This is a genomic window from Corynebacterium jeddahense (assembly GCF_028609865.1).
Classification (GTDB): domain Bacteria; phylum Actinomycetota; class Actinomycetes; order Mycobacteriales; family Mycobacteriaceae; genus Corynebacterium; species Corynebacterium jeddahense.
Map to the genome: position 1 here is coordinate 407,156 of NZ_CP063194.1, position 22,646 is coordinate 429,801.

28 protein-coding genes and 1 CRISPR repeat array (1 of these 29 cut by a window edge) are annotated in these 22,646 nt (G+C 67.1%); of the genes, 18 read left to right on the forward strand and 10 right to left on the reverse strand.

Annotated features, from left to right (window positions below):
• A CRISPR array of direct repeats spans positions 1-560; the repeat unit is 28 nt; unit sequence GTGCTCCCCGCGTGAGCGGGGATGAGCC (it extends 7,896 nt beyond the left edge of the window).
• Positions 561-1,254: 694 nt separating this feature from the next.
• From rpsL to CJEDD_RS01950, 5 genes are all read left to right on the forward strand, one after another.
• Positions 1,255-1,626: a 30S ribosomal protein S12 gene (gene rpsL, locus CJEDD_RS01930; RefSeq protein WP_042406235.1), complete on the forward strand. Its 372-nt coding sequence runs from the start codon at positions 1,255-1,257 to the stop codon at positions 1,624-1,626.
• Positions 1,627-1,629: 3 nt separating this feature from the next.
• On the forward strand, positions 1,630-2,097 hold the full coding sequence (rpsG, locus tag CJEDD_RS01935; protein ID WP_042406236.1) for a 30S ribosomal protein S7: 468 nt from the start codon (positions 1,630-1,632) through the stop codon (positions 2,095-2,097).
• Between the two features lie 199 nt (positions 2,098-2,296).
• Positions 2,297-4,417, forward strand: coding sequence for an elongation factor G (fusA, locus tag CJEDD_RS01940; protein WP_042406239.1), 2,121 nt, complete (start codon positions 2,297-2,299; stop codon positions 4,415-4,417).
• Positions 4,418-4,728: 311 nt separating this feature from the next.
• Positions 4,729-5,919: an elongation factor Tu gene (tuf, locus tag CJEDD_RS01945; RefSeq protein ID WP_042406241.1), complete on the forward strand. Its 1,191-nt coding sequence runs from the start codon at positions 4,729-4,731 to the stop codon at positions 5,917-5,919.
• Between the two features lie 75 nt (positions 5,920-5,994).
• Complete coding sequence (locus tag CJEDD_RS01950) at positions 5,995-6,678, forward strand: hypothetical protein (protein ID WP_273657590.1); 684 nt, start codon at positions 5,995-5,997, stop codon at positions 6,676-6,678.
• On the opposite strand, the gene CJEDD_RS01955 is transcribed toward CJEDD_RS01950, so the two are convergent.
• From CJEDD_RS01955 to CJEDD_RS01980, 6 genes are all read right to left on the reverse strand, one after another.
• A complete protein-coding gene (locus tag CJEDD_RS01955) occupies positions 6,675-7,235 on the reverse strand; it encodes a hypothetical protein (protein WP_042408300.1) in 561 nt (186 codons plus the stop codon). The two genes, CJEDD_RS01950 and CJEDD_RS01955, sit on opposite strands and share 4 nt — an antisense overlap.
• The gene (locus CJEDD_RS01960; protein WP_052333833.1) at positions 7,232-7,891 is read right to left on the reverse strand and encodes a hypothetical protein; all 660 of its coding nucleotides are present in this window, start codon (positions 7,889-7,891) and stop codon (positions 7,232-7,234) included. The genes CJEDD_RS01955 and CJEDD_RS01960 overlap by 4 nt, the downstream gene beginning before the upstream one ends.
• Positions 7,881-8,909, reverse strand: a complete 1,029-nt coding sequence (locus CJEDD_RS01965; RefSeq protein ID WP_042408296.1) for an Asp23/Gls24 family envelope stress response protein — start codon at positions 8,907-8,909, stop codon at positions 7,881-7,883. Before CJEDD_RS01965 ends, CJEDD_RS01960 begins: the two co-directional genes overlap by 11 nt.
• Positions 8,909-9,106 (reverse strand): hypothetical protein, encoded by a 198-nt coding sequence (locus tag CJEDD_RS01970; protein ID WP_042408292.1) that lies wholly within the window; start codon positions 9,104-9,106, stop codon positions 8,909-8,911. The genes CJEDD_RS01965 and CJEDD_RS01970 overlap by 1 nt, the downstream gene beginning before the upstream one ends.
• A 66-nt stretch (positions 9,107-9,172) precedes the next feature.
• A complete protein-coding gene (locus tag CJEDD_RS01975; protein ID WP_042408289.1) occupies positions 9,173-9,475 on the reverse strand; it encodes a hypothetical protein in 303 nt (100 codons plus the stop codon).
• Between the two features lie 2 nt (positions 9,476-9,477).
• Entirely contained in the window at positions 9,478-9,990 is a 513-nt protein-coding gene (locus CJEDD_RS01980) for an Asp23/Gls24 family envelope stress response protein (RefSeq protein WP_042408286.1), read from the reverse strand.
• Between the two features lie 585 nt (positions 9,991-10,575).
• Here CJEDD_RS01980 and rpsJ point away from each other — a divergent pair.
• From rpsJ to glmS, 12 genes are all read left to right on the forward strand, one after another.
• A complete protein-coding gene (gene rpsJ, locus CJEDD_RS01985) occupies positions 10,576-10,881 on the forward strand; it encodes a 30S ribosomal protein S10 (RefSeq protein ID WP_034997227.1) in 306 nt (101 codons plus the stop codon).
• Between the two features lie 34 nt (positions 10,882-10,915).
• The gene (gene rplC / locus CJEDD_RS01990) at positions 10,916-11,572 is read left to right on the forward strand and encodes a 50S ribosomal protein L3 (protein ID WP_042408284.1); all 657 of its coding nucleotides are present in this window, start codon (positions 10,916-10,918) and stop codon (positions 11,570-11,572) included.
• Positions 11,569-12,234 (forward strand): 50S ribosomal protein L4, encoded by a 666-nt coding sequence (rplD, locus tag CJEDD_RS01995; protein ID WP_042408282.1) that lies wholly within the window; start codon positions 11,569-11,571, stop codon positions 12,232-12,234. The genes rplC and rplD overlap by 4 nt, the downstream gene beginning before the upstream one ends.
• Positions 12,235-12,540, forward strand: coding sequence for a 50S ribosomal protein L23 (gene rplW / locus CJEDD_RS02000; RefSeq protein ID WP_042408280.1), 306 nt, complete (start codon positions 12,235-12,237; stop codon positions 12,538-12,540).
• Between the two features lie 26 nt (positions 12,541-12,566).
• The gene (rplB, locus tag CJEDD_RS02005; protein ID WP_042408277.1) at positions 12,567-13,400 is read left to right on the forward strand and encodes a 50S ribosomal protein L2; all 834 of its coding nucleotides are present in this window, start codon (positions 12,567-12,569) and stop codon (positions 13,398-13,400) included.
• A 16-nt stretch (positions 13,401-13,416) separates the two neighbouring features.
• Positions 13,417-13,692, forward strand: coding sequence for a 30S ribosomal protein S19 (rpsS, locus tag CJEDD_RS02010; protein ID WP_042408274.1), 276 nt, complete (start codon positions 13,417-13,419; stop codon positions 13,690-13,692).
• Between the two features lie 3 nt (positions 13,693-13,695).
• Positions 13,696-14,055, forward strand: coding sequence for a 50S ribosomal protein L22 (gene rplV / locus CJEDD_RS02015; protein WP_042408271.1), 360 nt, complete (start codon positions 13,696-13,698; stop codon positions 14,053-14,055).
• Entirely contained in the window at positions 14,055-14,804 is a 750-nt protein-coding gene (gene rpsC, locus CJEDD_RS02020; RefSeq protein ID WP_042408267.1) for a 30S ribosomal protein S3, read from the forward strand. Before rplV ends, rpsC begins: the two co-directional genes overlap by 1 nt.
• 3 nt (positions 14,805-14,807) lie before the next feature.
• Positions 14,808-15,224, forward strand: a complete 417-nt coding sequence (gene rplP / locus CJEDD_RS02025; RefSeq protein ID WP_042408264.1) for a 50S ribosomal protein L16 — start codon at positions 14,808-14,810, stop codon at positions 15,222-15,224.
• Positions 15,224-15,463, forward strand: coding sequence for a 50S ribosomal protein L29 (gene rpmC / locus CJEDD_RS02030; RefSeq protein WP_042408261.1), 240 nt, complete (start codon positions 15,224-15,226; stop codon positions 15,461-15,463). Before rplP ends, rpmC begins: the two co-directional genes overlap by 1 nt.
• Positions 15,464-15,465: 2 nt before the next feature.
• The gene (rpsQ, locus tag CJEDD_RS02035) at positions 15,466-15,783 is read left to right on the forward strand and encodes a 30S ribosomal protein S17 (RefSeq protein ID WP_042408253.1); all 318 of its coding nucleotides are present in this window, start codon (positions 15,466-15,468) and stop codon (positions 15,781-15,783) included.
• A 105-nt stretch (positions 15,784-15,888) separates the two neighbouring features.
• On the forward strand, positions 15,889-17,754 hold the full coding sequence (gene glmS, locus CJEDD_RS02040; RefSeq protein WP_042408250.1) for a glutamine--fructose-6-phosphate transaminase (isomerizing): 1,866 nt from the start codon (positions 15,889-15,891) through the stop codon (positions 17,752-17,754).
• 189 nt (positions 17,755-17,943) lie between these two features.
• Here the strand turns inward: glmS and CJEDD_RS02045 are convergent, their stop codons facing one another.
• Positions 17,944-18,108 carry a hypothetical protein gene (locus tag CJEDD_RS02045; protein ID WP_232297735.1) on the reverse strand — a complete coding sequence of 55 codons (165 nt, stop codon included), beginning with the start codon at positions 18,106-18,108 and terminating at the stop codon, positions 17,944-17,946.
• A gap of 12 nt (positions 18,109-18,120) precedes the next feature.
• Between CJEDD_RS02045 and CJEDD_RS02050 the strand changes: the two genes are divergently transcribed.
• Positions 18,121-18,369 (forward strand): PTS glucose transporter subunit IIA, encoded by a 249-nt coding sequence (locus CJEDD_RS02050; protein WP_042408247.1) that lies wholly within the window; start codon positions 18,121-18,123, stop codon positions 18,367-18,369.
• Here CJEDD_RS02050 and thiD read toward each other — a convergent pair whose 3' ends face one another.
• From thiD to CJEDD_RS02065, 3 genes are read right to left on the reverse strand one after another with little or no spacing between them, the layout of a single operon-like run.
• Complete coding sequence (gene thiD, locus CJEDD_RS02055; RefSeq protein WP_337956175.1) at positions 18,370-19,191, reverse strand: bifunctional hydroxymethylpyrimidine kinase/phosphomethylpyrimidine kinase; 822 nt, start codon at positions 19,189-19,191, stop codon at positions 18,370-18,372.
• A 17-nt stretch (positions 19,192-19,208) separates the two neighbouring features.
• Positions 19,209-20,807, reverse strand: a complete 1,599-nt coding sequence (locus tag CJEDD_RS02060) for a GTPase (protein WP_332307895.1) — start codon at positions 20,805-20,807, stop codon at positions 19,209-19,211.
• A complete protein-coding gene (locus tag CJEDD_RS02065) occupies positions 20,794-22,635 on the reverse strand; it encodes a GTPase family protein (protein WP_232297778.1) in 1,842 nt (613 codons plus the stop codon). The genes CJEDD_RS02060 and CJEDD_RS02065 overlap by 14 nt, the downstream gene beginning before the upstream one ends.
• Positions 22,636-22,646 lie beyond the last annotated feature (11 nt).

The following is a 22,646-nucleotide window of genomic DNA, read 5'->3' on the forward strand; positions in this document are numbered from 1 at the left end:
GGGGATGAGCCGAAAAGTGAAGTGACGCATGGAACGTGGGAAAGGTGCTCCCCGCGTGAGCGGGGATGAGCCTCGGTGCGCGCGGCCGCGTTGCGGCGTGACGACGTGCTCCCCGCGTGAGCGGGGATGAGCCCTCGAAGTGGTCACGGATGTTCGTGCCGTAGGTGTGCTCCCCGCGTGAGCGGGGATGAGCCGTCGAAGCATCGACCGGGCCAGGCGGCCCGGAGGTGCTCCCCGCGTGAGCGGGGATGAGCCCTGCAAACTCAAAACCCGACCGCCGAAGGCGGTGTGCTCCCCGCGTGAGCGGGGATGAGCCGAAAAGTGAAGTGACGCATGGAACGTGGGAAAGGTGCTCCCCGCGTGAGCGGGGATGAGCCGGGACTTGGTCGGCCAAATCCCCCTATTCGCAGGTGCTCCCCGCGTGAGCGGGGATGAGCCGGGCTCTTGGCACATCGCCCCGTCCCACACCTCGTGCTCCCCGCGTGAGCAGGGATGAGCCGAATGCGTGGCGTGGCAAGCGTCGCTTGAGATGGTTCTCCCCGCGTGAGCGGGGATGAGCCCTGGACGGTATAGAAGAGGTCAAACTTGGGTAGGTGCTCCCAGCGTGAGCGGGGGGTAGGTGGCGGCGCGGCGGAACGCGGCGAGGTCCTCTTTGAGCATGCCGTGCGTGGAGTAGACGGCGAGGAACAGATGAGCATGCTGCCCGCCGAAACCACCCGCGTACGAGTGGAGGTCTCCTTGCGGTCCGGAAACGTCGCCGCAAGAAACGGCAGCGACGGCCTAAGCAGCCACAGCGCGATAATGAGCGACATCATTACCGAAAGCGGCGCCAGCGGCATGATCAGGTTCGCGGCGAGTGTGTTGAAGCCAGAGATCCAAAACGCTAGCCAGATCACGGCTTGCCGGCCGGCGAGCCCCAGGCAGATGACCGTCCCCAGCTGGGGGAGATGCTGAAACATCGAGCGCACGGCCCGTGCCGGGATAATCACGGACTCCCTAGCCACCTCCCGCAGCGCAGCGCCATTCATCGCAGAAGTGTAATCGGAGGTTCGTCGATACGCGGTTTGCTTTACGACGAGCCTTCGGTGTACATTCATCGAGGTTTCGCCCGCGACTGGCGGTGCGAAGTACGACGAACTCCAAGCGACTCGCTCACACGGTAGTTCATGTAAAACGGCAGGGCCCCGGAAAAGAGCCCCCATTTTTTCATGTACGGCCTAGTGTGTGCGGGGCGCGCTACTAGAAAGAGCGTGAATGCCTACTATTCAGCAGCTGGTCCGCAAGGGCCGCCACGACAAGAAGGCCAAGGTTGCAACGGCCGCCCTGAAAGGCTCCCCGCAGCGCCGCGGCGTGTGCACCCGCGTGTACACCACCACCCCGAAGAAGCCGAACTCTGCGCTGCGTAAGGTCGCCCGTGTGCGCCTCACCTCCGGCATCGAGGTTTCCGCCTACATCCCGGGCGAGGGCCACAACCTGCAGGAGCACTCCATGGTGCTCGTGCGCGGCGGCCGTGTGAGGGATCTGCCGGGTGTCCGCTACAAGATCGTCCGCGGCGCGCTGGATACCCAGGGTGTGAAGGACCGCAAGCAGGCTCGCTCCCGTTACGGCGCGAAGAAGGGACAGTAATCAATGCGTAAGCAGCAAGCACCGAAGCGTCCCGTCGTTAAGGATCCGGTTTACGATTCCGAGCTGGTCACCATGCTCGTGAACAAGATCCTGCAGGACGGCAAGAAGTCCACGGCAGAGCGCATCGTCTACGGCGCGCTCGAGATGTGCCGCGAGAAGACCGGTACCGACCCGGTGGGCACCCTCGAGAAGGCCATCGGCAACATCCGTCCGGACCTCGAGGTCCGCTCCCGCCGCGTCGGTGGCGCGACCTACCAGGTCCCGGTCGACGTGAAGCCGGCCCGCTCCACCACCCTCGCCCTGCGTTGGCTGGTCACCTTCACCCGCCAGCGCCGCGAGAACTCCATGACGGAGCGCCTCGCCAACGAGATCCTGGACGCGTCCAACGGTCTCGGCGCATCCGTGAAACGCCGCGAGGACACGCACAAGATGGCCGAGGCCAACCGCGCCTTCGCCCACTACCGCTGGTAATCGCCCGCGCGGTCCGCACGATGGAAACCCGGAAACTGCATACCCGCCCCCGCAAGGGGCGAGAGCGTTGCCGGGTTTTTCTTCGCTCAACCGGGCCTCATGCTGCCGCGTGAGCGATCAAGTGGCAGAATCGACAAAGGACAACTGACCGACACAGGCGCCGCACGGCGTCGACGACTTCAAAGTTGGGGTAAACAACGTGGCACAAGAAGTGCTTAAGGACCTTGCCAAGGTCCGCAACATCGGCATCATGGCCCACATCGACGCCGGTAAGACCACCACGACCGAGCGCATCCTGTTCTACACGGGCATCAACCGCAAGGTCGGCGAGACGCACGACGGTGGCGCGACGACCGACTGGATGGAGCAGGAGAAGGAGCGCGGCATCACCATTACCTCCGCCGCGGTGACCTGCTTCTGGAACAACAACCAGATCAACATCATCGACACCCCGGGCCACGTGGACTTCACCGTCGAGGTCGAGCGCTCCCTGCGCGTCCTCGACGGCGCGGTCGCCGTGTTCGACGGCAAGGAGGGCGTCGAGCCGCAGTCGGAGCAGGTGTGGCGCCAGGCCGCGAAGTACGACGTGCCGCGCATCTGCTTCGTCAACAAGATGGACAAGCTCGGCGCTGACTTCTTCTTCACCGTGAGCACCATCGTCGACCGCCTCGGCGCGAAGCCGCTGGTTATGCAGATCCCGGTCGGTGCCGAGGACGACTTCGACGGCGTCATCGACCTGCTCGAGATGAAGGCCCTCATGTGGCCGGGCAAGGTCGAGACCGGCACCCCGCCGCAGATCACCGAGATCCCGGACGACCTCAAGGCCAAGGCCGAAGAGTACCGCGAGAAGCTGCTCGAGACCGTCGCCGAGTCCGACGAAGAGCTCATGGAGAAGTACTTCGGCGGCGAAGAGCTCACCATGGAGGAGATCAAGGGCGCGATCCGCAAGCTCACCGTCAACTCCGAGGTCTACCCGGTCTTCTGTGGCTCCGCGTACCGCAACAAGGGCATCGAGCCGATCCTCGACGCCGTCGTCGACTACCTGCCGAGCCCGCTGGACATCGGCGAGGTTCACGGCACCTCCGCGGACGGCTCCGAGGAGCTCACCCGCAAGCCGTCCGTCGATGAGCCGTTCTCCGCGCTGGCGTTCAAGATCGCCGTGCACCCGTTCTTCGGCAAGCTCACCTACGTACGCGTCTACTCCGGCCAGGCAATCCCGGGGGAGCAGATGCTCAACTCCACGAAGGGCAAGAAGGAGCGCGTGGGCAAGCTCTTCCAGATGCACGCGAACAAGGAGAACCCGGTCGAGCACGCCGACGCCGGCAACATCTACGCGTTCATCGGCCTGAAGGAAACCACCACGGGCGACACGCTGTGCAACCCGGATCACCCGATCATCCTCGAGTCCATGGACTTCCCGGACCCGGTGATCCAGGTGGCCATCGAGCCGAAGACGAAGGCGGACCAGGAGAAGCTCGGCACCGCTATCCAGAAGCTCGCCGAGGAGGACCCGACCTTCACTGTCAAGCTCGACGAGGAGACCGGCCAGACCGTCATCGGCGGCATGGGCGAGCTGCACCTCGACGTGCTGGTCGACCGCATGAAGCGCGAGTTCAAAGTCGAGGCGAACATCGGCTCCCCGCAGGTGGCCTACCGCGAGACCATCCGCAAGAAGGTCGAGCACCTCGACTACACCCACAAGAAGCAGACGGGTGGTTCCGGCCAGTTCGCGAAGGTCATCATGACCATCGAGCCGTACAACCCGGATCCGGAGGAGCTGGAAGAGGGCCAGTCCGCAACGTACGCGTTCGAGAACGCCGTCACCGGCGGCCGCGTGCCGAAGGAGTACATCCCGTCCGTCGACGCCGGCGTGCAGGACGCGATGCAGTACGGCTACCTCGCCGGCTTCCCGCTGGTGAACATCAAGGCCACCCTCGAGGACGGCGCCTACCACGAGGTCGACTCCTCTGAAATGGCGTTCAAGGTCGCCGGTTCCCAGGCGCTCAAGGAGGCCGTCGCGAAGGCGAAGCCGGTCCTGCTCGAGCCGCTCATGGCCGTCGAGGTTGTCACCCCGGAGGAGTACATGGGCACCGTCAACGGCGACATCAGCTCCCGCCGTGGCCAGGTGTACGCCATGGAGGATCGCTCCGGCGCCAAGGTGGTCAAGGCGAAGGTGCCGCTGTCCGAGATGTTCGGCTACATCGGCGACCTGCGTTCCTCGACCGCCGGCCGCGCGAACTTCACCATGGTGTTCGACTCCTACGCTGAGGTTCCGCAGTCCGTCGCGCAGGAGATCATCGACGAGCGCAACGGCAACTAAGCCGAACGCCCGCCCGGTGAGCCGCGTGCCAGCGGCCGGCCGGGGCGACGGGCTCGCCCTAGCGGGGTAGCGGCCGGGCTGAGGCACCGAGACAATTGCGGCATCGAGCCGCGGCGAAGGCGGTGTCTGAGTCGGCCGTTACCCTCTAGGTTGGTCCGGGGATAACGGATCGGCCGGTTTGAAAAACGGCCTCTGGATACCTAGGATCTTGTAACTGGCACATTGTGAAATGGCTCCCGTGCACGCGGGGCGAATGCAAAACCACGTGGCTGCGAAGGTCGTAGCCACCATGAAGTCCAGGAGGACATACAGTGGCAAAGGAAAAGTTCGAGCGCACTAAGCCGCACGTGAACATCGGCACCATCGGTCACGTCGACCACGGCAAGACCACCACCACGGCCGCTATCACCAAGGTGCTGGCTGACGCTTACCCGGATGAGAACAAGGCGTTCGCCTTCGACGCGATCGACAAGGCTCCGGAGGAGCGCGAGCGCGGCATTACCATCAACATCTCCCACGTGGAGTACAACACCCCGAAGCGCCACTACGCTCACGTCGACGCCCCGGGCCACGCCGACTACATCAAGAACATGATCACCGGCGCTGCTCAGATGGACGGCGCGATCCTCGTGGTCGCCGCGACCGACGGCCCGATGCCGCAGACCCGTGAGCACGTGCTCCTCGCCCGCCAGGTGGGCGTTCCGTACATCCTCGTTGCGCTGAACAAGTGCGACATGGTTGACGATGAGGAGATCATCGAGCTCGTCGAGATGGAGGTCCGCGAGCTGCTCGCCGAGCAGGAGTACGACGAAGACGCCCCGATCGTCCACATCTCCGCGCTCAAGGCGCTCGAGGGCGACGAGAAGTGGGTTCAGTCCGTGCTCGACCTCATGCAGGCCTGCGACGACTCCATCCCGGATCCGGAGCGCGAGACCGACAAGCCGTTCCTCATGCCGATCGAGGACATCTTCACCATCTCCGGCCGCGGCACCGTGGTCACCGGTCGTGTGGAGCGCGGCGTGCTCAACCTCAACGACGAGGTCGAGATCATCGGTATCCGCGAGAAGTCGCAGAAGACCACCGTCACCTCCATCGAGATGTTCAACAAGCTCCTCGACACCGCTGAGGCTGGCGACAACGCCGCTCTGCTGCTCCGCGGCCTGAAGCGCGAGGACGTCGAGCGCGGCCAGGTTGTCATCAAGCCGGGCGCTTACACCCCGCACACCAAGTTCGAGGGTTCCGTCTACGTCCTGTCCAAGGACGAGGGCGGCCGCCACACCCCGTTCTTCGACAACTACCGTCCGCAGTTCTACTTCCGCACCACCGACGTGACCGGTGTTGTGAAGCTGCCGGAGGGCACCGAGATGGTCATGCCGGGCGACAACGTTGAGATGACCGTCGAGCTCATCCAGCCGGTCGCTATGGACGAGGGCCTGCGCTTCGCTATCCGCGAGGGCTCCCGCACCGTCGGCGCTGGCCGCGTGACCAAGATCATCGACTAATTCCCGTCTGATCTGCACAGCCTGAAGCCGCTGCCCGTTTGGGCGGCGGCTTTTCGCATGCCCTAGGCTGTCCGTGTGCACGACCCCACCCGCATCCCCCAGCTCATCGCCGCGCTCCAGGAGGCTTGGGAGGGGCAGCCCGACTTGAGCTTCGCGCAGCTCGTCGGCGTGCTCGAGAACCGGGGCTTACGGTGGGGGACGAGCGACACCGAGCTGCTGGAGATGCTCGGGGAGCTTTCGAGCGAGCACCCGTCGCTTATCGACGCCACCTCCGGCCCCCTCTCCATCACCACCATCGGCCCGGATCAGCTCGTTACCGTTGCGCCACCCTACGTGGTCGTGCGCAGCGCCGTCGACGGCGCCCGGATGCCCGCGGTGTGGCGGTTCGCGCAGATGCGCAGGACCGGGCCCGGCCTGCCGCTCGTGCTCACGGACGAGGGCGGGGTCGAACACCACCTCGGCGTAGTGTCGCTGGTGGCGCGGGTGGGGGCCGAAGGTGCACCGTCGATACGCGGGATGCGCAGGCGCGATATCGGCAACGCGCGATGGCTCGTGCAGTTCGCGGACGGGCGCCGCGCGGTGGTGGGGCAGCGCATCCGCGTGTGGGAGACCGTGGGACGCGAAGTGCGCTCGCGGTGGGTTGCCTGGGAGACGATCCTTGGGTGCGAGCCGGGGGAAGACATGCAAATCGCCCCAGCGGGCGGCGGGGAGCCGCTGTCGCTGGGGCGTGTGGAGCGCGTGCTGCTGCTCGAGGCCTAGGCCGGGACTCGGTCGAGGTTGAGCTTCCACACGGTGTCGATCTCCATGGTGTGGTTAGCCACGCGGAAGTCCTGATCCGCCGCCTCGACGACGCGGATGGCGTCCTCGAGGGGGTAGTTCGGGTTCGCGGTGACCGTGAACGTCGCCGTCGGGCGCTGGCCGACCATGGCGACGCGGCACTTGGCCTGCGCGACCTCGTCGAGGCGCTCGAGCGCGTCGCAGGCGGCGTCCGAGACGCGCTGCACGTTCACGATGGTCTCGCCGTGCTCCGGATCCGCCGGTAAGATCCCGCGGTTGGAGAACGCGCGGGAGCGGAGGTTTGCAAGCAGGATCCACAGCCCGAGGATGCCCAGCACGATCGACGCGGCGATGAGCGCGTTGATGTACCAGTCCTCGTACGCGAACTCGGTAAGCCACGGGCGGTTGAGATCCTCGACCCAGTCGGAGAGGTATGGGATGTCCCAGTACTCCGCGATGGGCACGAGGCCGACGCAGATGAGCAGCAGGCCGAGCAAAAACGTGATCAGCCGGTCGAAGAATCCGAGGGTCTTGGTCATCGCTGCACCTCCGGTGCGACTGGGGCGGGGGCCGGGTTGGCCGCTGTGTTCGTCGCAGCGTTCGCGGCCGTGTTCGTCGCGGTTGCGTTCGGCAGCAGCTTCACGGAGACCGCGGGCGGGGTGGCCAGGCTCTTGAACTCGTTGTTCAGCGAGCGGGTGACGCGCTCCTGCAGCGCGGCGCCGGTGCCGTCGTCGCCGACCTCCACCTTGAGGCGGTTGCGGCCTGCCTTCGAGCGCACCTGCTCGCCGCCGAGGTCGTTGCGCACGGTGTTCGTGGCCTTGCGCGCCACGTCCACCGGGCGGGTCCACAGCGAAACCGGGGAGTTCACGCGGACGTAGCCGTGGGGGCGCGGCTTGAAGGTGTAGAACACGAGCACGAGCCCGACGATGATGAGGACGATGCCGAGGGTCACCTGGGCGACGTCCGTGACAAACGAGCCGAGGTAGTCCCACGTCTGGCCGAGCCAGGAGTCGGACGGTGCCTCGTTGCGGTAGTAGTGGCACCAGAGGTCGCGCAGAGCCACGCCCGTGAGCGCGAGCAGCAGCAGGCTGGTCAGAACCGCGAGCCCGCGGGCGGCGGGGTTACCCCTCGGCTCGTCGCCGGGGTGCGGCCCGAGCGGCGCCGGGGCCGCGGTGGGCGTTGCGTTAGCGGTCATGGTATTTCACCACCGGTTCAATCTTGATTTCCTTGAGCGGCTTCGGAGCGGGCGGCACGGGCACGATCACGGCCGCCGGCGCGGGCCGGGAGGCGGGCACCGAGCGCTGCACCGGCACGATCTCGATCGGGGTGAGCGGGTGACGCTCTACCGTGATCGGCTGGAGCTGGTGGCGCTCTACCGTGATCGGCTTCGGCTGGTCGCTGCGCACGGTGATCTGCTCAAGCGGCTTGATGGAAGGCGCCGAGACGTCGATCGGCCGGGCGAAGCGCTGGATGCTGATGCGGTCGAGCGGCTTCGGCGCCGGCACGCGCGGGTGGCGCGGCTGTGGCTCGCGGGCCTGCGGCATCCACGGGCGTACGGGCTCCGGCGGGAACGGCACGCGCGCCTCCGTCGGGTGCGTCGTCACCGGCACGAGGCGAGCGGGCGCCGGCACGTCGGGAGCAACGGGCTCCACCGGCACGGGCACGTCGACGGACTCGGGCGTGACAGGCGCGGGCGTCTCGGGGTGCTCGACCGCGGGCGGCGCGGGCACGACGACGTTGCGCATGTCATCGACGAGCGAACGAGCCACGACGGGGTCGAGTTCGCGGCGCTCCGAGGTGACGGGGTGGACCACGTGGGTCGGGGAGACCTGGATCGGCGTCGGGATGACAAAGGCCTCGTGCTCGGCGACCTCGTCCCACGTCACTCGCGTGCCCAGGGACTCGACGTTGGCGACGTCGATGCTGACGCGCGAGACGTCCAAGCCGGTGAGCGTGCGAACGTGCGCGATGATCGTCGCGCGCACCGCATCGGAAATGGCGGCGACGGGGGCGGGATACAACGTCGCGATCTCGGCGTCGATGGCGGCCGTGCCCGAGGTCTGGTCGAGACGCACGTTCACCCGCGGGAAGCTCTTTCCGGCGAGGCCGGCGAGCTTGGCGTCGAGCGTGCGGCAACCCGGCACAGTCGATGCCGCCACCTCAGCCACGCGCTCGACGGTGCGCTCGCTGATGTGGTAGAAGGTCGTATCCATTAGCTTCGGCCTCTGCTGCCGTTGCTGATGGCGGCAGTGAGGTCGAGCCGGCCGTCGAGCTGGGCACCGACAACCCCGCCGATGATGGTGAACAGCAGCAGCCAGAGCAGGCCGGGCCATCCGCCGAAGGTGACAAAGAAGGCGACGACGATGCCAATGATCACACCGGTGAGCGCCTTGTTAGCAAAGAGATTCATGAGAAAACCACGTTTCGGTTCAGTGAGGTGGGGCGAAGCGGGCGCCAGCGCGGTCGCGCGTTCGGCTTACTGCGCGTCCCCGGCGACGACGTCGACGAAGGCGGCATCGGAGGCGTCGAGCACGGCGTTGCGCACGTCCTCGGCGACGTCCTGGACCGTCCGGCCGCAGGCGACGTCGTAGACGAAGTGCACGTCGAAGCCGTCTCTGCCGTCGCGCGAGATGGCCCGCAGGCCCTCGACGCGCGCGTTCGGCAGGTACGTCGCAATCTCGCCGAGGCGGCCGCCGTGCAGGGCCTTGACCCCGTCGACGGCCAGCGCGGCGTCGCGCACGCCCTCCGCAACCTCTCGGGTAACGGGGGTGGACGGCATGGCTACTGGTTGATCTGCTGGTTCACCGGCTGGTTAACGGCCTGGTAGTTGGCGTCGTCCTGGACGGTGGTCTCCTGCTCCGGCAGGTGCACGTCGTGGACGGTGACGTCGACGCGGTCGACGATGAGTCCGGTCATGCGGGTGATGGCGACGGTGATGTTCTCGCGGATCGCGTTGGCCAGCTCGTGGATGGCAACGCCGTACTCGGCGATGATGGCAACGGCGACGGAAGCGTGGCCGTCCTCAACCGCCACGTTCACGCCCTGCTGGACGTTGGTGGAGGAGGTGAGGGACTCGCGCACAGCACCCCACATACGGGCAGCGCCGCCGCCGAGGTTGTGCACGCCAGAAACCTCGCGGGCGGCGATGCCGGCGATCTTGCCCACGACGTTGTCGTCGATGACGGTGTTGCCGTGCTCGGTCTCGAGGTTCTCGTTGCGCGGGCGGGTCTGCTCCGGCTCCACGACGGTGGAGGAGGTTGCCGGGGTGTTCTCGTTGGTGTTCTTGTCGGCCATGACGGGTCCTTTCAAAGGTGTTTCAAATGGGCCGGCCGTGTCCCAGGGCGTCGCGCGCCTATGGGGTGACGCGGGACACGAACGGTTCGGATACAAACTGTACACAGTTCTTTGGGAAATTGGCGGGGGCCGAAAGGTCGTCGATACGCAGGCTTGCGTCGATGGCCACCTTGTGTTTTAATACCCAGGTTGCCTTGACATGGGCCGGGTCAAACCGGCCGGTGGCTAGGCAAGCATGACACCTTCGTAAGACGGAGGATCCGCCGCAAGGCGGGCCGGTGAAGGGCCATGGCAAATAAACAGCGGCAGTACGCGAGGGTCACGCACCCTTCCGAGTCTGACACCTGAGCGGTTGCTTATCGACGAGCACCGGTCGGCGGAAGCACTGAGCAGCAGTTATTTGCGCGGTCATCTTCCGGTTGTGTCATGGCAGTCAAAACGACACTGGCGTTGAGCCAAGGGCCCAGCCCGGACAACGTTATAGAGAAACTAGAAGCTACAAACCCCACCGCTTCGATCTCGTCTCACTTCGTTCACTTCGAGCGAGGCGAGAGGTGAACGTGGGGATGCGAGGAAGAGGTAAGCGTGGCGGGACAGAAGATCCGCATCAGGCTCAAGGCCTACGACCACGAGGCGATCGACGCATCCGCGAAGAAGATCGTCGAGACGGTCACCCGCACGGGTGCCCGCGTCGTCGGCCCGGTGCCGTTGCCCACCCAGAAGAACGTGTACGCCGTGATTCGTTCTCCCCACAAGTACAAGGATTCTCGCGAGCACTTCGAGATGCGCACTCACAAGCGCCTCATCGACATTCTCGACCCGACGCCGAAGACGGTGGACGCGCTCATGCGCATCGACCTTCCGGCCAGCGTCGACGTGAACATCCAGTAGAGCAATCCCGACGTAAGTAGTGGAGAACTAACACATGTCTGACAACCAGATCAAGGGCATTCTGGGCAAGAAGCTCGGCATGACCCAGATCTTCGACGAGGACAACCGAGTTATCCCGGTGACCGTCGTCGAGGCTGGGCCGTGCGTGGTCACCCAGATCCGCACCCCTGAAACCGATGGCTACTCCGCCATCCAGATCGCCTACGGCGACATCGATCCCCGTAAGGCAAAGAAGCCGCAGGCCGGCCACTTCAAGAAGGCTGGCGTGAACCCGCGCCGCTACGTCGCCGAGATCCGCATGGACGACACCTCGGCGTACGAGCTCGGCCAGGAGTTCAACGCAACCATCTTCGAGGGCGACACCTTCGTCGACGTTGCCGGCACCACCAAGGGCCACGGCTACGCCGGCGCGATGAAGCGCCACGGCTTCGCCGGCCAGGGTGCCGCGCACGGTAACCAGGCGTCGCACCGCCGCGTCGGCTCCATCGGCGCCTGCGCGACCCCGGGCCGCGTGTTCAAGGGCACGCGCATGGCAGGCCGCATGGGTGGCAACCGCGTTACCACCCAGAACCTGAAGATCCAACGCATCGACGGCGACAACAACCTCATCCTGATCAAGGGCGCCATCCCGGGCGCGAAGGGTTCCGTTGTTACCGTCAAGACCGCAGTGAAGGGCGGTGCTCACGCATGACGAACCTGACGCTTGAAGTCCACACCGCTGACGGGGCCACCAACGGCACCGTCGAGCTCCCGGCCGAGTACTTCGACCGCGAGGCATCCGTGGCGCTGATGCACCAGGTTGTGAACGCACAGCTTGCTGCCAAGCGCCAGGGCACCCACAAGACGAAGACCCGTGGCATGGTCTCCGGCGGTGGCAAGAAGCCGTTCCGCCAGAAGGGCACCGGCCGCGCTCGCCAGGGTTCGACCCGTGCGCCGCACTTCACCGGCGGCGGCACCGTGCACGGCCCGCAGCCGCGTTCCTACGCGCAGCGCACGCCGAAGAAGATGATCAAGGCCGCCCTCGCGGGTGCTTTGACCAACCGCGCACAGAACGAGCGCATCCACGTCGTGGAGGATCTCGTCCCGGGCCAGACCCCGTCGACGAAGTCCGCCCGCGCATTCATCGAGCGCCTCACGGACCGCAAGGCGGTTCTGCTCGTGATCGGCCGTGATGACCAGAACTCCCGCCTCTCCGCAAGGAACCTGCCGGGCGTCCACGTCATTGAGCCGGCTCAGCTGAACGCCTACGACGTCCTCAACGCTGACGATGTCGTGTTCTCGGTCGAGGCGCTGCACACCTTCATCAACCGCGACAAGGCGCTCGCAAACGCCGCTGCGGAGGAGGAGAAGTAAATGGCTAAGATCGCGAACCCGCGCGACATCATCATCGCGCCCGTGCTCTCCGAGAAGAGCTACGGCCTGATGGAGCAGAACACCTACACGTTCTTTGTGGATCCGTCGGCCAACAAGACCCAGATCAAGATTGCCGTGGAGCAGATCTTCGGCGTCGACGTCGCTTCCGTGAACACCGCGAACCGCGAGGGCAAGCGCAAGCGCTCCCGCACCGGCTTCGGCCAGCGCAAGGACACGAAGCGCGCCTACGTCACGCTCCGCGAGGGCAGCGACTCCATCGACATCTTCGGCGGCGCAACCGCTTAAGACGACTCGATAGAAAAGGAACAACTATGGCTATTCGCAAGTACAAGCCGACAACTCCGGGTCGCCGTGCCAGCTCCGTTTCCGCGTTCGACGAGATCACTCGCACGACCCCGGAAAAGTCGCTGCTGCGCCCGCTCCCGAAGAAGGGCGGCCGTAACACCCACGGCCACATCACCACCCGTCACCGCGGCGGCGGCCACAAGCGTCGCTACCGCGTGATCGACTTCCGCCGCTCCGACAAGGACGGCGTGCTGGCCAAGGTCGCGCACATCGAGTACGACCCGAACCGCACCGCGAACATCGCGCTGCTGCACTACTACGACGGTGAGAAGCGCTACATCATCGCGCCGAAGGGCCTCACCCAGGGCACCGTCGTCGAGTCCGGCCCGAATGCCGACATCAAGGTGGGCAACAACCTGCCGCTGCGCAACATCCCGACCGGTACGACGATCCACGCCGTGGAGCTCAAGCCGGGCGCGGGCGCGAAGCTCGCACGTTCCGCCGGTACGTCCATCCAGCTGCTGGGTAAGGAGGGCAAGTACGCCGTGCTGCGTATGCCGTCCTCCGAGATCCGCCGCGTGGACATCCGCTGCCGCGCGACCGTGGGCGAGGTCGGCAACGCCGACCAGATCAACATCCGCTGGGGTAAGGCCGGCCGCATGCGCTGGAAGGGCTGGCGCCCGACCGTGCGTGGTGTGGTGATGAACCCGGTCGACCACCCGCACGGCGGTGGCGAGGGCAAGACCTCGGGTGGCCGCCACCCGGTGTCGCCGTGGGGCCAGAAGGAAGGCCGCACCCGCAACCCGAACCGCTATTCCAACAACATGATCGTGCGGCGCCGCCGCTCGAAGAAGCGCTAAGAGGAGGTAAACAGACATGCCACGTAGCCTGAAGAAAGGCCCGTTCGTCGACGAGCACCTCCTCAACAAGGTGGACGCTCAGAACGAGGCTGGCACCAAGCAGGTCATCAAGACCTGGTCGCGCCGTTCGACCATTCTCCCCGATTTCATCGGCCACACCTTCGCCGTCCACGACGGTCGCAAGCACGTGCCGGTGTTCGTCGACGAGTCCATGGTCGGCCACAAGCTCGGCGAGTTTGCACCGACCAAGACCTTCAAGGGTCACGTCAAGCAAGAGAAGGGACGTCGATAAGCAATGGCTGACACGATCACCACTGCATCCGCGACGGCCAAGTTTGTCCGCGTCTCCCCGATGAAGGCCCGCCGCGTGCTGGCCCTCGTCCGTGGCAAGGACGTCGCCGAGGCCCTCGCGATCCTGAAGTACGCGCCGCAGGACGCCGCCAAGGACGTGGCGAAGGTGGTTGCCTCCGCGGCCGCCAACGCCGAGAACAACTTCGGTCTCGACCCGCGCACGCTCGTTATCTCCGAGTGCTACGCCAACGAGGGCCCGACGATGCGCCGCTACCAGCCGCGCGCCCAGGGCCGCGCCTTCCAGATCCGGAAGCGCACCTCCCACATCACCGTTGTTGTCGAGTCCAAGGAAGGGGCCAAGTAATGGGCCAGAAGATTCACCCGCACGGCCTGCGCCTGGGTATCACTTCCGACTGGAAGTCCCACTGGTACGCCGACAAGAACTATGCCGATTACGTCGCCGAGGACATCAAGATCCGCGAGTACCTCGAGAAGAACCTCGAGCGCGCCGGCATCTCTGACATCGTCATCGAGCGCACCCGCGACCGCGTGCGTGTGGACATCCACACCGCGCGCCCGGGCATCGTGATCGGCCGCCGCGGCGCCGAGGCCGACCGCATCCGCCGCGAGCTGGAGAAGCTCACCGGCAAGATGGTCGCCCTCAACATCATCGAGGTCAAGAACATCGATGCCGACGCGACTCTCGTTGCGCAGTCCATCGCCGAGCAGCTGGTCAACCGTGTCGCGTTCCGTCGCGCCATGCGTAAGGCCATCCAGTCCGCGATGCGCAACCCGCAGGTCAAGGGCATCAAGGTTATGACGTCCGGCCGCCTCGGCGGTGCGGAAATGTCCCGTGTCGAGCGCTACCACGAGGGCCGCGTGCCGCTGCACACCCTCCGCGCGGAGATCGACTACGGCACGGCTGAAGCACACACCACCTTCGGCGTCATCGGCGTCAAGGTGTGGATCTACAAGGGCGACGTCGTGGGCGGTGTCCGCGAGTCCGAGCTCAACGCTCCGAAGAACGATCGCGGTGGCCGTGGCGACCGCGACCGTCGCCCGCGCCGCGGCGGCCAGCGCCGCCAGCGTGCAGAGCAGAAGAAGGAGGGCTAATTCATGCTCATCCCTAAGCGCGTGAAGTACCGCCGCCAGCACCGCCCGACCCGTTCTGGCGTGTCCAAGGGTGGCAACAAGATCACCTTCGGCGACTACGGTCTGCAGGCGCTCGAGCCGGCGTACATCACCAACCGCCAGATCGAGTCCGCACGTATCGCCATCAACCGCCACGTCAAGCGCGGTGGCAAGGTGTGGATCAACATCTTCCCGGATCGCCCGCTGACCCAGAAGCCGCTCGGCGTGCGTATGGGTTCCGGTAAGGGCCCGGTGGAGAAGTGGGTGGCCAACGTCAAGCCTGGCCGCATCCTGTTCGAAATGTCCTACCCGAACGAGGAAGTTGCACTCGAGGCTCTGCGCCGCGCCGGCGCGAAGCTGCCGTGCAAGGTCCGCGTGATCAAGAAGGAGGACCAGTTCTAATGGCAACCGGTACCCCTGCATCTGAGTTCCGCGAGCTCACCGACGACGAGCTGAAGGCCCGCCTCAACGAGGCGAAGGAAGAGCTGTTCAACCTGCGCTTCCAGCTCGCGACGGGCCAGCTGACCAACAACCGCCGCATCTCCACCGTGAAGCGCGACATCGCTCGCATCTACACGGTGCTGCGCGAGCGCGAGCTCGGCCTGTCCGTCGTCCCCGAGTCCACGGGAGCTGAGGCATAACAATGAGTGAGGCAAACGTGACCGAGAACACCACCAAGGGCGACAAGCACACCCCTGCGCAGCCCAAGGAGAAGGGCCTGCAGAAGCGCCGCCGTGGCTACGTCGTGTCCGACAAGATGGACAAGACGATCGTCGTCGAGGTCGAGGACCGCAAGTCCCACGCCCTCTACGGCAAGATCGTGCGTACCACCACCCGCGTGAAGGCCCACGACGAGAACAACGAGGCCGGCATCGGCGATCTCGTCCACATCGAGGAGACCCGCCCGCTGTCCAAGGACAAGCACTTCCGTCTCGTCGACATCATCGAGAAGGCCCGCTAAGGAGCAGTTGCTTCTCGACGATCACCCCGCCCCGGTGCAAACCAGGGCGGGGTTTTTGCTGGCCGGGTGCAACTGGGGCGGCGCGCCAAGGTACCATGCCGAATTATGTGTGGAATCGTTGGATACGTGGGCTCGGGCACGACTGAGCGCGACGCGAAGAATGTGATTATCGAGGGGTTGCGCCGCCTGGAGTACCGCGGGTACGACTCGGCCGGCGTCGCCGTGGTCAACGACGGCACGATCGAGTGCCGCAAGAAGGCCGGCAAGGTCGCCGACCTCGAGGCGGAGATCGCGGACAACCCGATCCCGGCATCCAACCTCGGTATCGGGCACACCCGCTGGGCGACGCACGGCGGCCCGACCGACGCGAACGCGCACCCCCACGTCGTGGGCGACGGCCGCCTCGCGGTGGTTCACAACGGCATTATTGAGAACTTCGCGCACCTCAAGGCGGAGCTCGTCGATAAGGGCTATAGCTTCAAGTCCGAGACCGACACCGAGGTCGCCGGCGCGCTGCTGCTGGACATCTACGACAACGAGGCGGGTGGCGACCTCACCCGCGCGATGCAGCTCACGGCCCAGCGCCTCGAGGGTGCGTTCACGCTCCTCGCGATCCACGCGGACCAGCAGGACCGCATCGTGGCCGCGCGCTGGAACTCGCCGCTGGTCATCGGCGTGGGCGAGGGGGAGAACTTCCTCAGCTCGGACGTCGCCGGCTTCATCGAGTTCACCCGCAACGCGGTGGAGATGGACAACGGCCAGATTGTCACCATCACCGCCGACAGCTACGAGGTCACCGACTTCGAGGGCAACCCGGCGGAGGCAAAGCCGTTCACCGTCGAGTGGGACGTCACCGCCGCGGAGAAGGGCGGCTACAACTCCTTCATGGAAAAGGAGATCCACGACCAGCCAACCGCCGTGCGCGACACGCTCTACGGCCGCTTTGACGAGGAGGGCAAGCTCACCCTTGACGAGTTGCGCATCGACGAATCGACGCTGCGCTCCATCAACAAGATCATCATTGTCGCCTGCGGCACCGCCTCCTACGCGGGGCAGGTGGCGCGCTACGCCATCGAGCACTGGTGCCGCATCCCGACGGAGGTGGAGCTCGCCCACGAGTTCCGGTACCGCGACCCGATTGTCAACGACCGCACGCTCGTGGTGGCCGTGTCCCAGTCCGGCGAGACCATGGACACCCTGATGGCCGTGCGCCACGCGCGCGAGCAGGGCGCGAAGGTCGTTGCCATCTGCAACACCGTCGGCTCCTCTATCCCGCGCGAGGCGGACGCGTCGCTGTACACCTACGCCGGCCCGGAGATCGCCGTCGCGTCGACGAAGGCGTTCATCTCCCAGATCGTTGCCGCCTACCTGCTCGCGCTGTACCTCGCGCAGGTGCGCGGCGACAAGTACGCCGACGAGATCCGCCAGATCATCGCCGAGCTCCAAGACATGCCGGAGAAGATCCAGCGCGTGCTGGACAACGAGGACCAAGTCAAGCAGCTCGGCGAGGACATGAAGGACGCGAAGTCCGTGCTCTTCCTCGGCCGCCACGTCGGCTTCCCGGTCGCGCTCGAGGGCGCGCTGAAGCTCAAGGAGGTCGCGTACCTGCACTCCGAGGGCTTCGCGGCCGGCGAGCTCAAGCACGGCCCAATCGCGCTCGTGGAGGAGGGGCAGCCGGTGTTCATCATCGTGCCGTCCAAGCGCTCGCGGAACAACCTGCACGCCAAGGTCGTCTCCAACATTCAGGAGGTCCGCGCCCGCGGCGCCGTGACCGTCGTCATCGCGGAGGAGGGCGACGAGGATGTGGTGGCCTACGCCGACCACGTCATCCGCATCCCGGAGACCGCCGGCCTCATGCAGCCGCTGCTGTCCACGATCCCGCTGCAGATCTTCGCCTGCGCGGTCGCCGAGGCGCGCGGCCTCAACGTGGACCAGCCGCGCAACCTGGCGAAGTCCGTCACTGTGGAGTAGCCGGGCCGCGTGATGGTATAGCAGCGCCTCGAGCGGCACTATACGATCACGCGTTCAACCTTGTGTTTACCCAGGTGAAGTTGAACATGATTTCCAGTAAAAGCCTGATGGTATAGCAGCGGGGGCGCGCCGCTATACCATCCGGCAAATTCGTGAGCGGCGCGCAGAACAGGTCTGGGGCGGGCCGCTCTACCCCAGCTCGTGCAGGTAGGGCGTATCGGCGCCTGTGCGCGAGACGGTGATGGCGGCGGCGCGCGCGGCGAAATCGAGGATCTCGCGCCACTCGTCCGCCCCCAGCGCCAACAGCGCAGAGCGGTCCAAGCCGCGCGCGTCGTCAACCTCAAGGGCGAGCACTTCTCCCCGCAGGTGAAAAAGGGCGACCAGGTTCGCGCAGGGGATCTGCTGGCCGCGTTCGACATTGCCGGCATTGAAGCCGCCGGCTACGAGGCGACCACGCCGGTGGTGGTGTCCAACACCAAGAAGGTCGGCGACGTGCTGCCGAGCCTGCTGCTGCCGGGGGATGTCGCCGCGGGCGACGCGTTGTTCGCCGTGGAGCCGAAGCGCCCCGAGGGCGATGCTGCCGCCGCGGGTTCTACCGTGGTCGGCGCCGAGTAGCTACACCCCGCCCGCGAGCCGGTAGAGACGGTGGAAGTGGTGCACCGGCCCGTGGCCCCGGCCGACGCGGAGCTCGTCGGCGTGGGCGATGGCCTCGTGAAGCCAGGACGACGCCCAGGTGACGGCGTCCTCGGCGCTGTCCAGCACCATCCGCGTCGCCAGCGCGGACGACAGCGAGCACCCGGTGCCGTGCGTGTTTTCGGTGTCAACGCGCGGCACCTCGGCGGTGTGGGTGGCGCCGTCGGGGGAGACCAACGCGTTTGAGGCGAGGCTGCCGTCCAGGTGGCCACCCTTGACCAGCACGCTCACGCCCGCCTCGCGGGCGTATTCGCGCCCCAGCGCAACCGCAGCGTCGAAGGATTCCGGCTCAGGCTGCCCAGTCAGCACCGCGAGCTCGGGGATGTTCGGGGTGGTCACGGTGGCGTGATCCCGGACGAGCTCGCGCAGGGCGTCCTCGGCGTCGGCGGTGAGCAGCCGGTCGCCGGAGGTGGCCACCATCACCGGGTCCACCACCACGACCGGCACAGGGTGCGCGGCCAGGTAGTTAGCGACGGTGGCGGTAGTCTCCGCGTCGCCGAGCATGCCGATCTTCACCGCGTCAACGTCGACGTCGTCGAAGACGGCGTCGAGCTGCGCGCGCAAGAAGGCCTGCGGGGGCGTGTGAATCTCCCGCACCCCCTGGGTGTTCTGGGCCACCAGGGCAGTGACCACGCTCATGCCGTAGCCGCCGGCGGCCGCGATGGACTTCAGGTCGGCTTGAACGCCGGCGCCGCCGGTGGGGTCGGTGCCGGCGATGGACAGGACTCTCGGGATGCGTGCCATGCCCCCGACCGTACCGGCTACCCCGCCGCGACGGCGATGCGCTCGGCGAAGCGGTCGTAGTCCGCGCGGATGGCCAAGAGCGGGTCAGCGACCGCAGTCTGCGAGACCGCCGCCACCTGCTCGCGCACCGCGGCCCGGGTGCGGCGCTTCACCCCGGAGCCGAGCATCCCGCCGAACACCGCGGTGACCAGGCCGATGACCAGCCCGGTGAGCAGGCCCGCCATGATGAGCAGCGTCGGGATCGGCCAGCCCTCCACGCCGGGGACGAGCGTGTCACCGAGCAGGGGAGTGAGCGCGCCCGGCACGAACGCGACGAGGAGATACCACAGCACCCCCACGAGCGCGGCGAGCAGCGCGAGCCACTGCACGACCTTGAGCGCGTTCCACCCCTTCGACGGCTCCGCGGGCAGCTCCGCGCGCGCGACGGCGCGGTCAAGCTCGGCGGGCAGGGACCGCGAGATTTCCTCGGAGCGGTCCGCGACGGCGGCGGACCACTCGTGCGGCAGCCCGTCGGCGACGGCGGCCGCGTAGTCGCGCACGCCGCGGTTCGCCACCGCCTTCGAGGCCGCGTCGAGCTCGGGCATCGAGGTGCGGTGCACGCCGAGCTCGTCGGGCGCCTCGCGCAGGCCCAGCCGACGCAGCGGGTCCGGCTTGAACTTGGTCACCCAGGAGGTAAGCAACCAGCCCGTGCGCTCGTGCAGGCGCTTGCGGTACGCGGCGGCGGTGGTCTCCGCGATGCGGTCCGCGCCCGCGGCCTGGGCGAGTACTTCGTCCATGTCGCGCTTCGCATGCTTAGCGACGCCTCCGGTGCCCCTCGCCCCCGCGTAGTCCTGCGTGGCGGAGACGATGTCCGCCTCGATGCGTGCGGTCTGGGCCGTGCGCGCCTTGGCTACACGGGTGATGGCGCGGCGGAGGTCGTCGATACCCGCGCCGGTGAGCGTGGAGGTGGGGACGACCTGGACGTTGGTGAGGCCGTCGTCACGCAGCAGCCCCGCGTAGGAGGCCACAACCGTGTCGACGTCGCGCGCGGCGAGCAGATCCGACTTGTTCAGCACCGCGAGCGTGACCGCGGAGTGGTTCGCGTGGGGCCGGATGAACTCGTTGTGGATGACGCTGTCGGCGTACTTCTCGGGGTCGGAGACCCACACGAGCACGTCCACCTGGCCGGCGAGGCGCTCCGCGATCGCGCGGTTGGACAGTTCGAAGGAGTCGAAGTCGGGCAGGTCGAGCAGGATGATGGGGCCCGCGCCGGGGGCGAACTCGCCGGGGCGTTCGCGGCGGTCCTCGACGCCGAGCCAGTCGAGCAGCTCCTCGGAGCCCGCCGGCTGCCAGATGGCGGCGAGCGGGGAGGATGTGGTGGGGCGCCGCGCGGCGGCCTTGCCGAGGTCCTCGCCGACGACGGCGTTGAACAGGCTCGTCTTGCCGGATCCGGTGGCGCCGAAGAACCCGACGACGGTGTGCTCCGCGCTCAGCGCGCGGCGTTGCGCGCCGGCGTGCGCCACCTGCTCAAGGCGCTCCCGGCGCTCCGGGGCGAGGTACGGCGCACCGATCTGGGCCGCCTCCTCGAGTGCGGCGAGGCGCTCGCCCAGCCCCGCCTGCTTCTTAAACAGCGCCACCGTCGCCCCCCTTGCCGAACGTGCCGCGTAGCTGGTCGAACAGGCCGCGCAGGGTGCCGTTTTGGAAGCTTTCCTCGACGGACTCGGCCGCAGGGTCGTCGATACGCGTGAGCTCCTGCTTCGGGGCGACGCCGAGCAGCTTCACGTCCACCGCGCGGCGCGCCTGCGCGGACGCGTCGCGGATCTGGTCCGCGGTCGCGCCCTCGAGGAGCGGGTCGGTGAGTGCGTGGTAGCGGTCGCGCTCGGCGGCGAAGAGCTCGCCGAGGCGCTCGTTCAGGTCGCTGCGCGCGTCGGTGACCATGCGGCGCACAGTGTCCTCGCCGAAGATGGTTTCCAACAGCTTCTGGCCCACGACGGCGGAGCCGCCCGCGATGGCCACCTCGCCGCCCGTGATGCCCGCGGTGGAGGCGAAGACGGCGAGCATGAGCGCGACAGTGACCACGTTGAGGCCGAAGGACATGATGCGGGCGCGCTGGCGCTTGTCGCCGGCGGTGTCCTGGATACGCTCGATAAGCGCGCGCTGCCAGTCCCGCACGAGCTGCGCCGCCTGCTCCGAAATGTCCGCGCTGGCGCGGGCGAGCGCCGGGTCGGCGTCGGCGCGCAGCTCCGGGGCGACCGCGCCGGTGTGGGACCAGGCGCGCGCGGCTGCAGTCTCCGCGGCGTCCACGATGACCGCGTGCAGGCCGGACTCGATCTCCGTCTCCACTTCCCGCAGCGGCGCGGGCTCGCCGGTGAAGAAGCTGCCCACCTTGTCCACGGCGTTCGAGAACCAGCGCTCGAACCCGCGGACGACGTCGGAGGTGCCGATGACGTCCTGCCACCGGTCCATCACCTCGCTGCGCAGCAGCTGGCCGTCGGAGGTGGCGTCGATGACGTGGCGCGTGGCGGCGGTGTAGAACTCGTGGATCGCCGCGTCGAGCTGGTTGGCAAAGTTCTCTTGGCGCTCGCGGCGGGCCACGAGGGCGTCGACACGCTCGAGCGCCGCCTCGACCGCGCCGGCGACGGTCTTGCCGGCGACATCCCGGCGCGCGACGGTGTCTTCGGCGAGGCTGGTGAGGTAGTCGCGCAGCGGGGCCACGAGCTCCTCGCCGAGGAACTCGCCGCGCGCTTCCTCGCCGAGGTCCGTGACGAACGGCACCGTGAACACGGTGGCCTGGCCGAGGCCGGCCTCGTTCATCATCCGCCGCAGGTCGTCCGGCACGGTCTGGGCGGCCTTCTCGTCGAGGCGGTTGAGCACGACGACGACCTCGATGCCGCGCGAGGCGGCGTCGTTGAGGAAGTTCCACACCAGCTGGTCGGCGTAGCGCGCGGGGGTGGTGACGAAGATCCACAGGTCCGCCGCCGCGAGGAGCTGGGAGGCAAGCGCGCGGTTCTGGTCGTCGATGGAGTCGAAGTCGGGCGCGTCGAGGAGGGCGAGGCCTTCGGGGACGCGCTGCGTCTCGACGACGCGAAGCGTTGTCGACTGCTCGTTGCCGGCCCCGTGCGAGCGGGTGAGCCCGGGCAGGACCTGTGGCGAGTTGAACCACTCGGCGTCGCCTGGGTTGGCCACGAGCACCGGCTGGCGCGTCGTCGGGCGGATCACGCCCGGGTTGGACACGCGCTCGCGCAGCAGGCCGTTGACGAGCGTGGACTTGCCGGAGCCGGTCGAGCCGCCGATGACGGCGAGGAGCGGCGCGTCGAGGTTGGCCAGGCGGGGCAGGACGTAGTCGTCGAATTGGTTGACGATGGCGCGGGCCTCTGGTGCGACGTCGACAGGCAGCGACGTGTCGGCGACGGCCTCGCGTACGCCGCGCACGGCCTCGAGGACGTCGGGGGTCTGGGTATTCACCCGTCCCATTC

What these genes read in the sequence shown, in the direction of transcription:
- CJEDD_RS01970 (WP_042408292.1), bottom strand. Translation starts at nt 9,106, where the DNA reads ATGAATCTCTTTGCTAACAAGGCGCTCACCGGTGTGATCATTGGCATC.
- rplB (WP_042408277.1), top strand. Translation starts at nt 12,567, where the DNA reads ATGGCTATTCGCAAGTACAAGCCGACAACTCCGGGTCGCCGTGCCAGC.
- rplC (WP_042408284.1), top strand. Translation starts at nt 10,916, where the DNA reads ATGTCTGACAACCAGATCAAGGGCATTCTGGGCAAGAAGCTCGGCATG.
- CJEDD_RS01975 (WP_042408289.1), bottom strand. Translation starts at nt 9,475, where the DNA reads ATGCCGTCCACCCCCGTTACCCGAGAGGTTGCGGAGGGCGTGCGCGAC.
- glmS (WP_042408250.1), top strand. Translation starts at nt 15,889, where the DNA reads ATGTGTGGAATCGTTGGATACGTGGGCTCGGGCACGACTGAGCGCGAC.
- rplW (WP_042408280.1), top strand. Translation starts at nt 12,235, where the DNA reads ATGGCTAAGATCGCGAACCCGCGCGACATCATCATCGCGCCCGTGCTC.
- rpmC (WP_042408261.1), top strand. Translation starts at nt 15,224, where the DNA reads ATGGCAACCGGTACCCCTGCATCTGAGTTCCGCGAGCTCACCGACGAC.
- thiD (WP_337956175.1), bottom strand. Translation starts at nt 19,191, where the DNA reads ATGGCACGCATCCCGAGAGTCCTGTCCATCGCCGGCACCGACCCCACC.
- rplD (WP_042408282.1), top strand. Translation starts at nt 11,569, where the DNA reads ATGACGAACCTGACGCTTGAAGTCCACACCGCTGACGGGGCCACCAAC.
- CJEDD_RS01965 (WP_042408296.1), bottom strand. Translation starts at nt 8,909, where the DNA reads ATGGATACGACCTTCTACCACATCAGCGAGCGCACCGTCGAGCGCGTG.
- rpsS (WP_042408274.1), top strand. Translation starts at nt 13,417, where the DNA reads ATGCCACGTAGCCTGAAGAAAGGCCCGTTCGTCGACGAGCACCTCCTC.
- rpsL (WP_042406235.1), top strand. Translation starts at nt 1,255, where the DNA reads ATGCCTACTATTCAGCAGCTGGTCCGCAAGGGCCGCCACGACAAGAAG.
- rplP (WP_042408264.1), top strand. Translation starts at nt 14,808, where the DNA reads ATGCTCATCCCTAAGCGCGTGAAGTACCGCCGCCAGCACCGCCCGACC.
- rplV (WP_042408271.1), top strand. Translation starts at nt 13,696, where the DNA reads ATGGCTGACACGATCACCACTGCATCCGCGACGGCCAAGTTTGTCCGC.
- rpsC (WP_042408267.1), top strand. Translation starts at nt 14,055, where the DNA reads ATGGGCCAGAAGATTCACCCGCACGGCCTGCGCCTGGGTATCACTTCC.
- rpsQ (WP_042408253.1), top strand. Translation starts at nt 15,466, where the DNA reads ATGAGTGAGGCAAACGTGACCGAGAACACCACCAAGGGCGACAAGCAC.
- CJEDD_RS01960 (WP_052333833.1), bottom strand. Translation starts at nt 7,891, where the DNA reads ATGACCGCTAACGCAACGCCCACCGCGGCCCCGGCGCCGCTCGGGCCG.
- rpsG (WP_042406236.1), top strand. Translation starts at nt 1,630, where the DNA reads ATGCGTAAGCAGCAAGCACCGAAGCGTCCCGTCGTTAAGGATCCGGTT.
- CJEDD_RS01955 (WP_042408300.1), bottom strand. Translation starts at nt 7,235, where the DNA reads ATGACCAAGACCCTCGGATTCTTCGACCGGCTGATCACGTTTTTGCTC.
- CJEDD_RS01980 (WP_042408286.1), bottom strand. Translation starts at nt 9,990, where the DNA reads ATGGCCGACAAGAACACCAACGAGAACACCCCGGCAACCTCCTCCACC.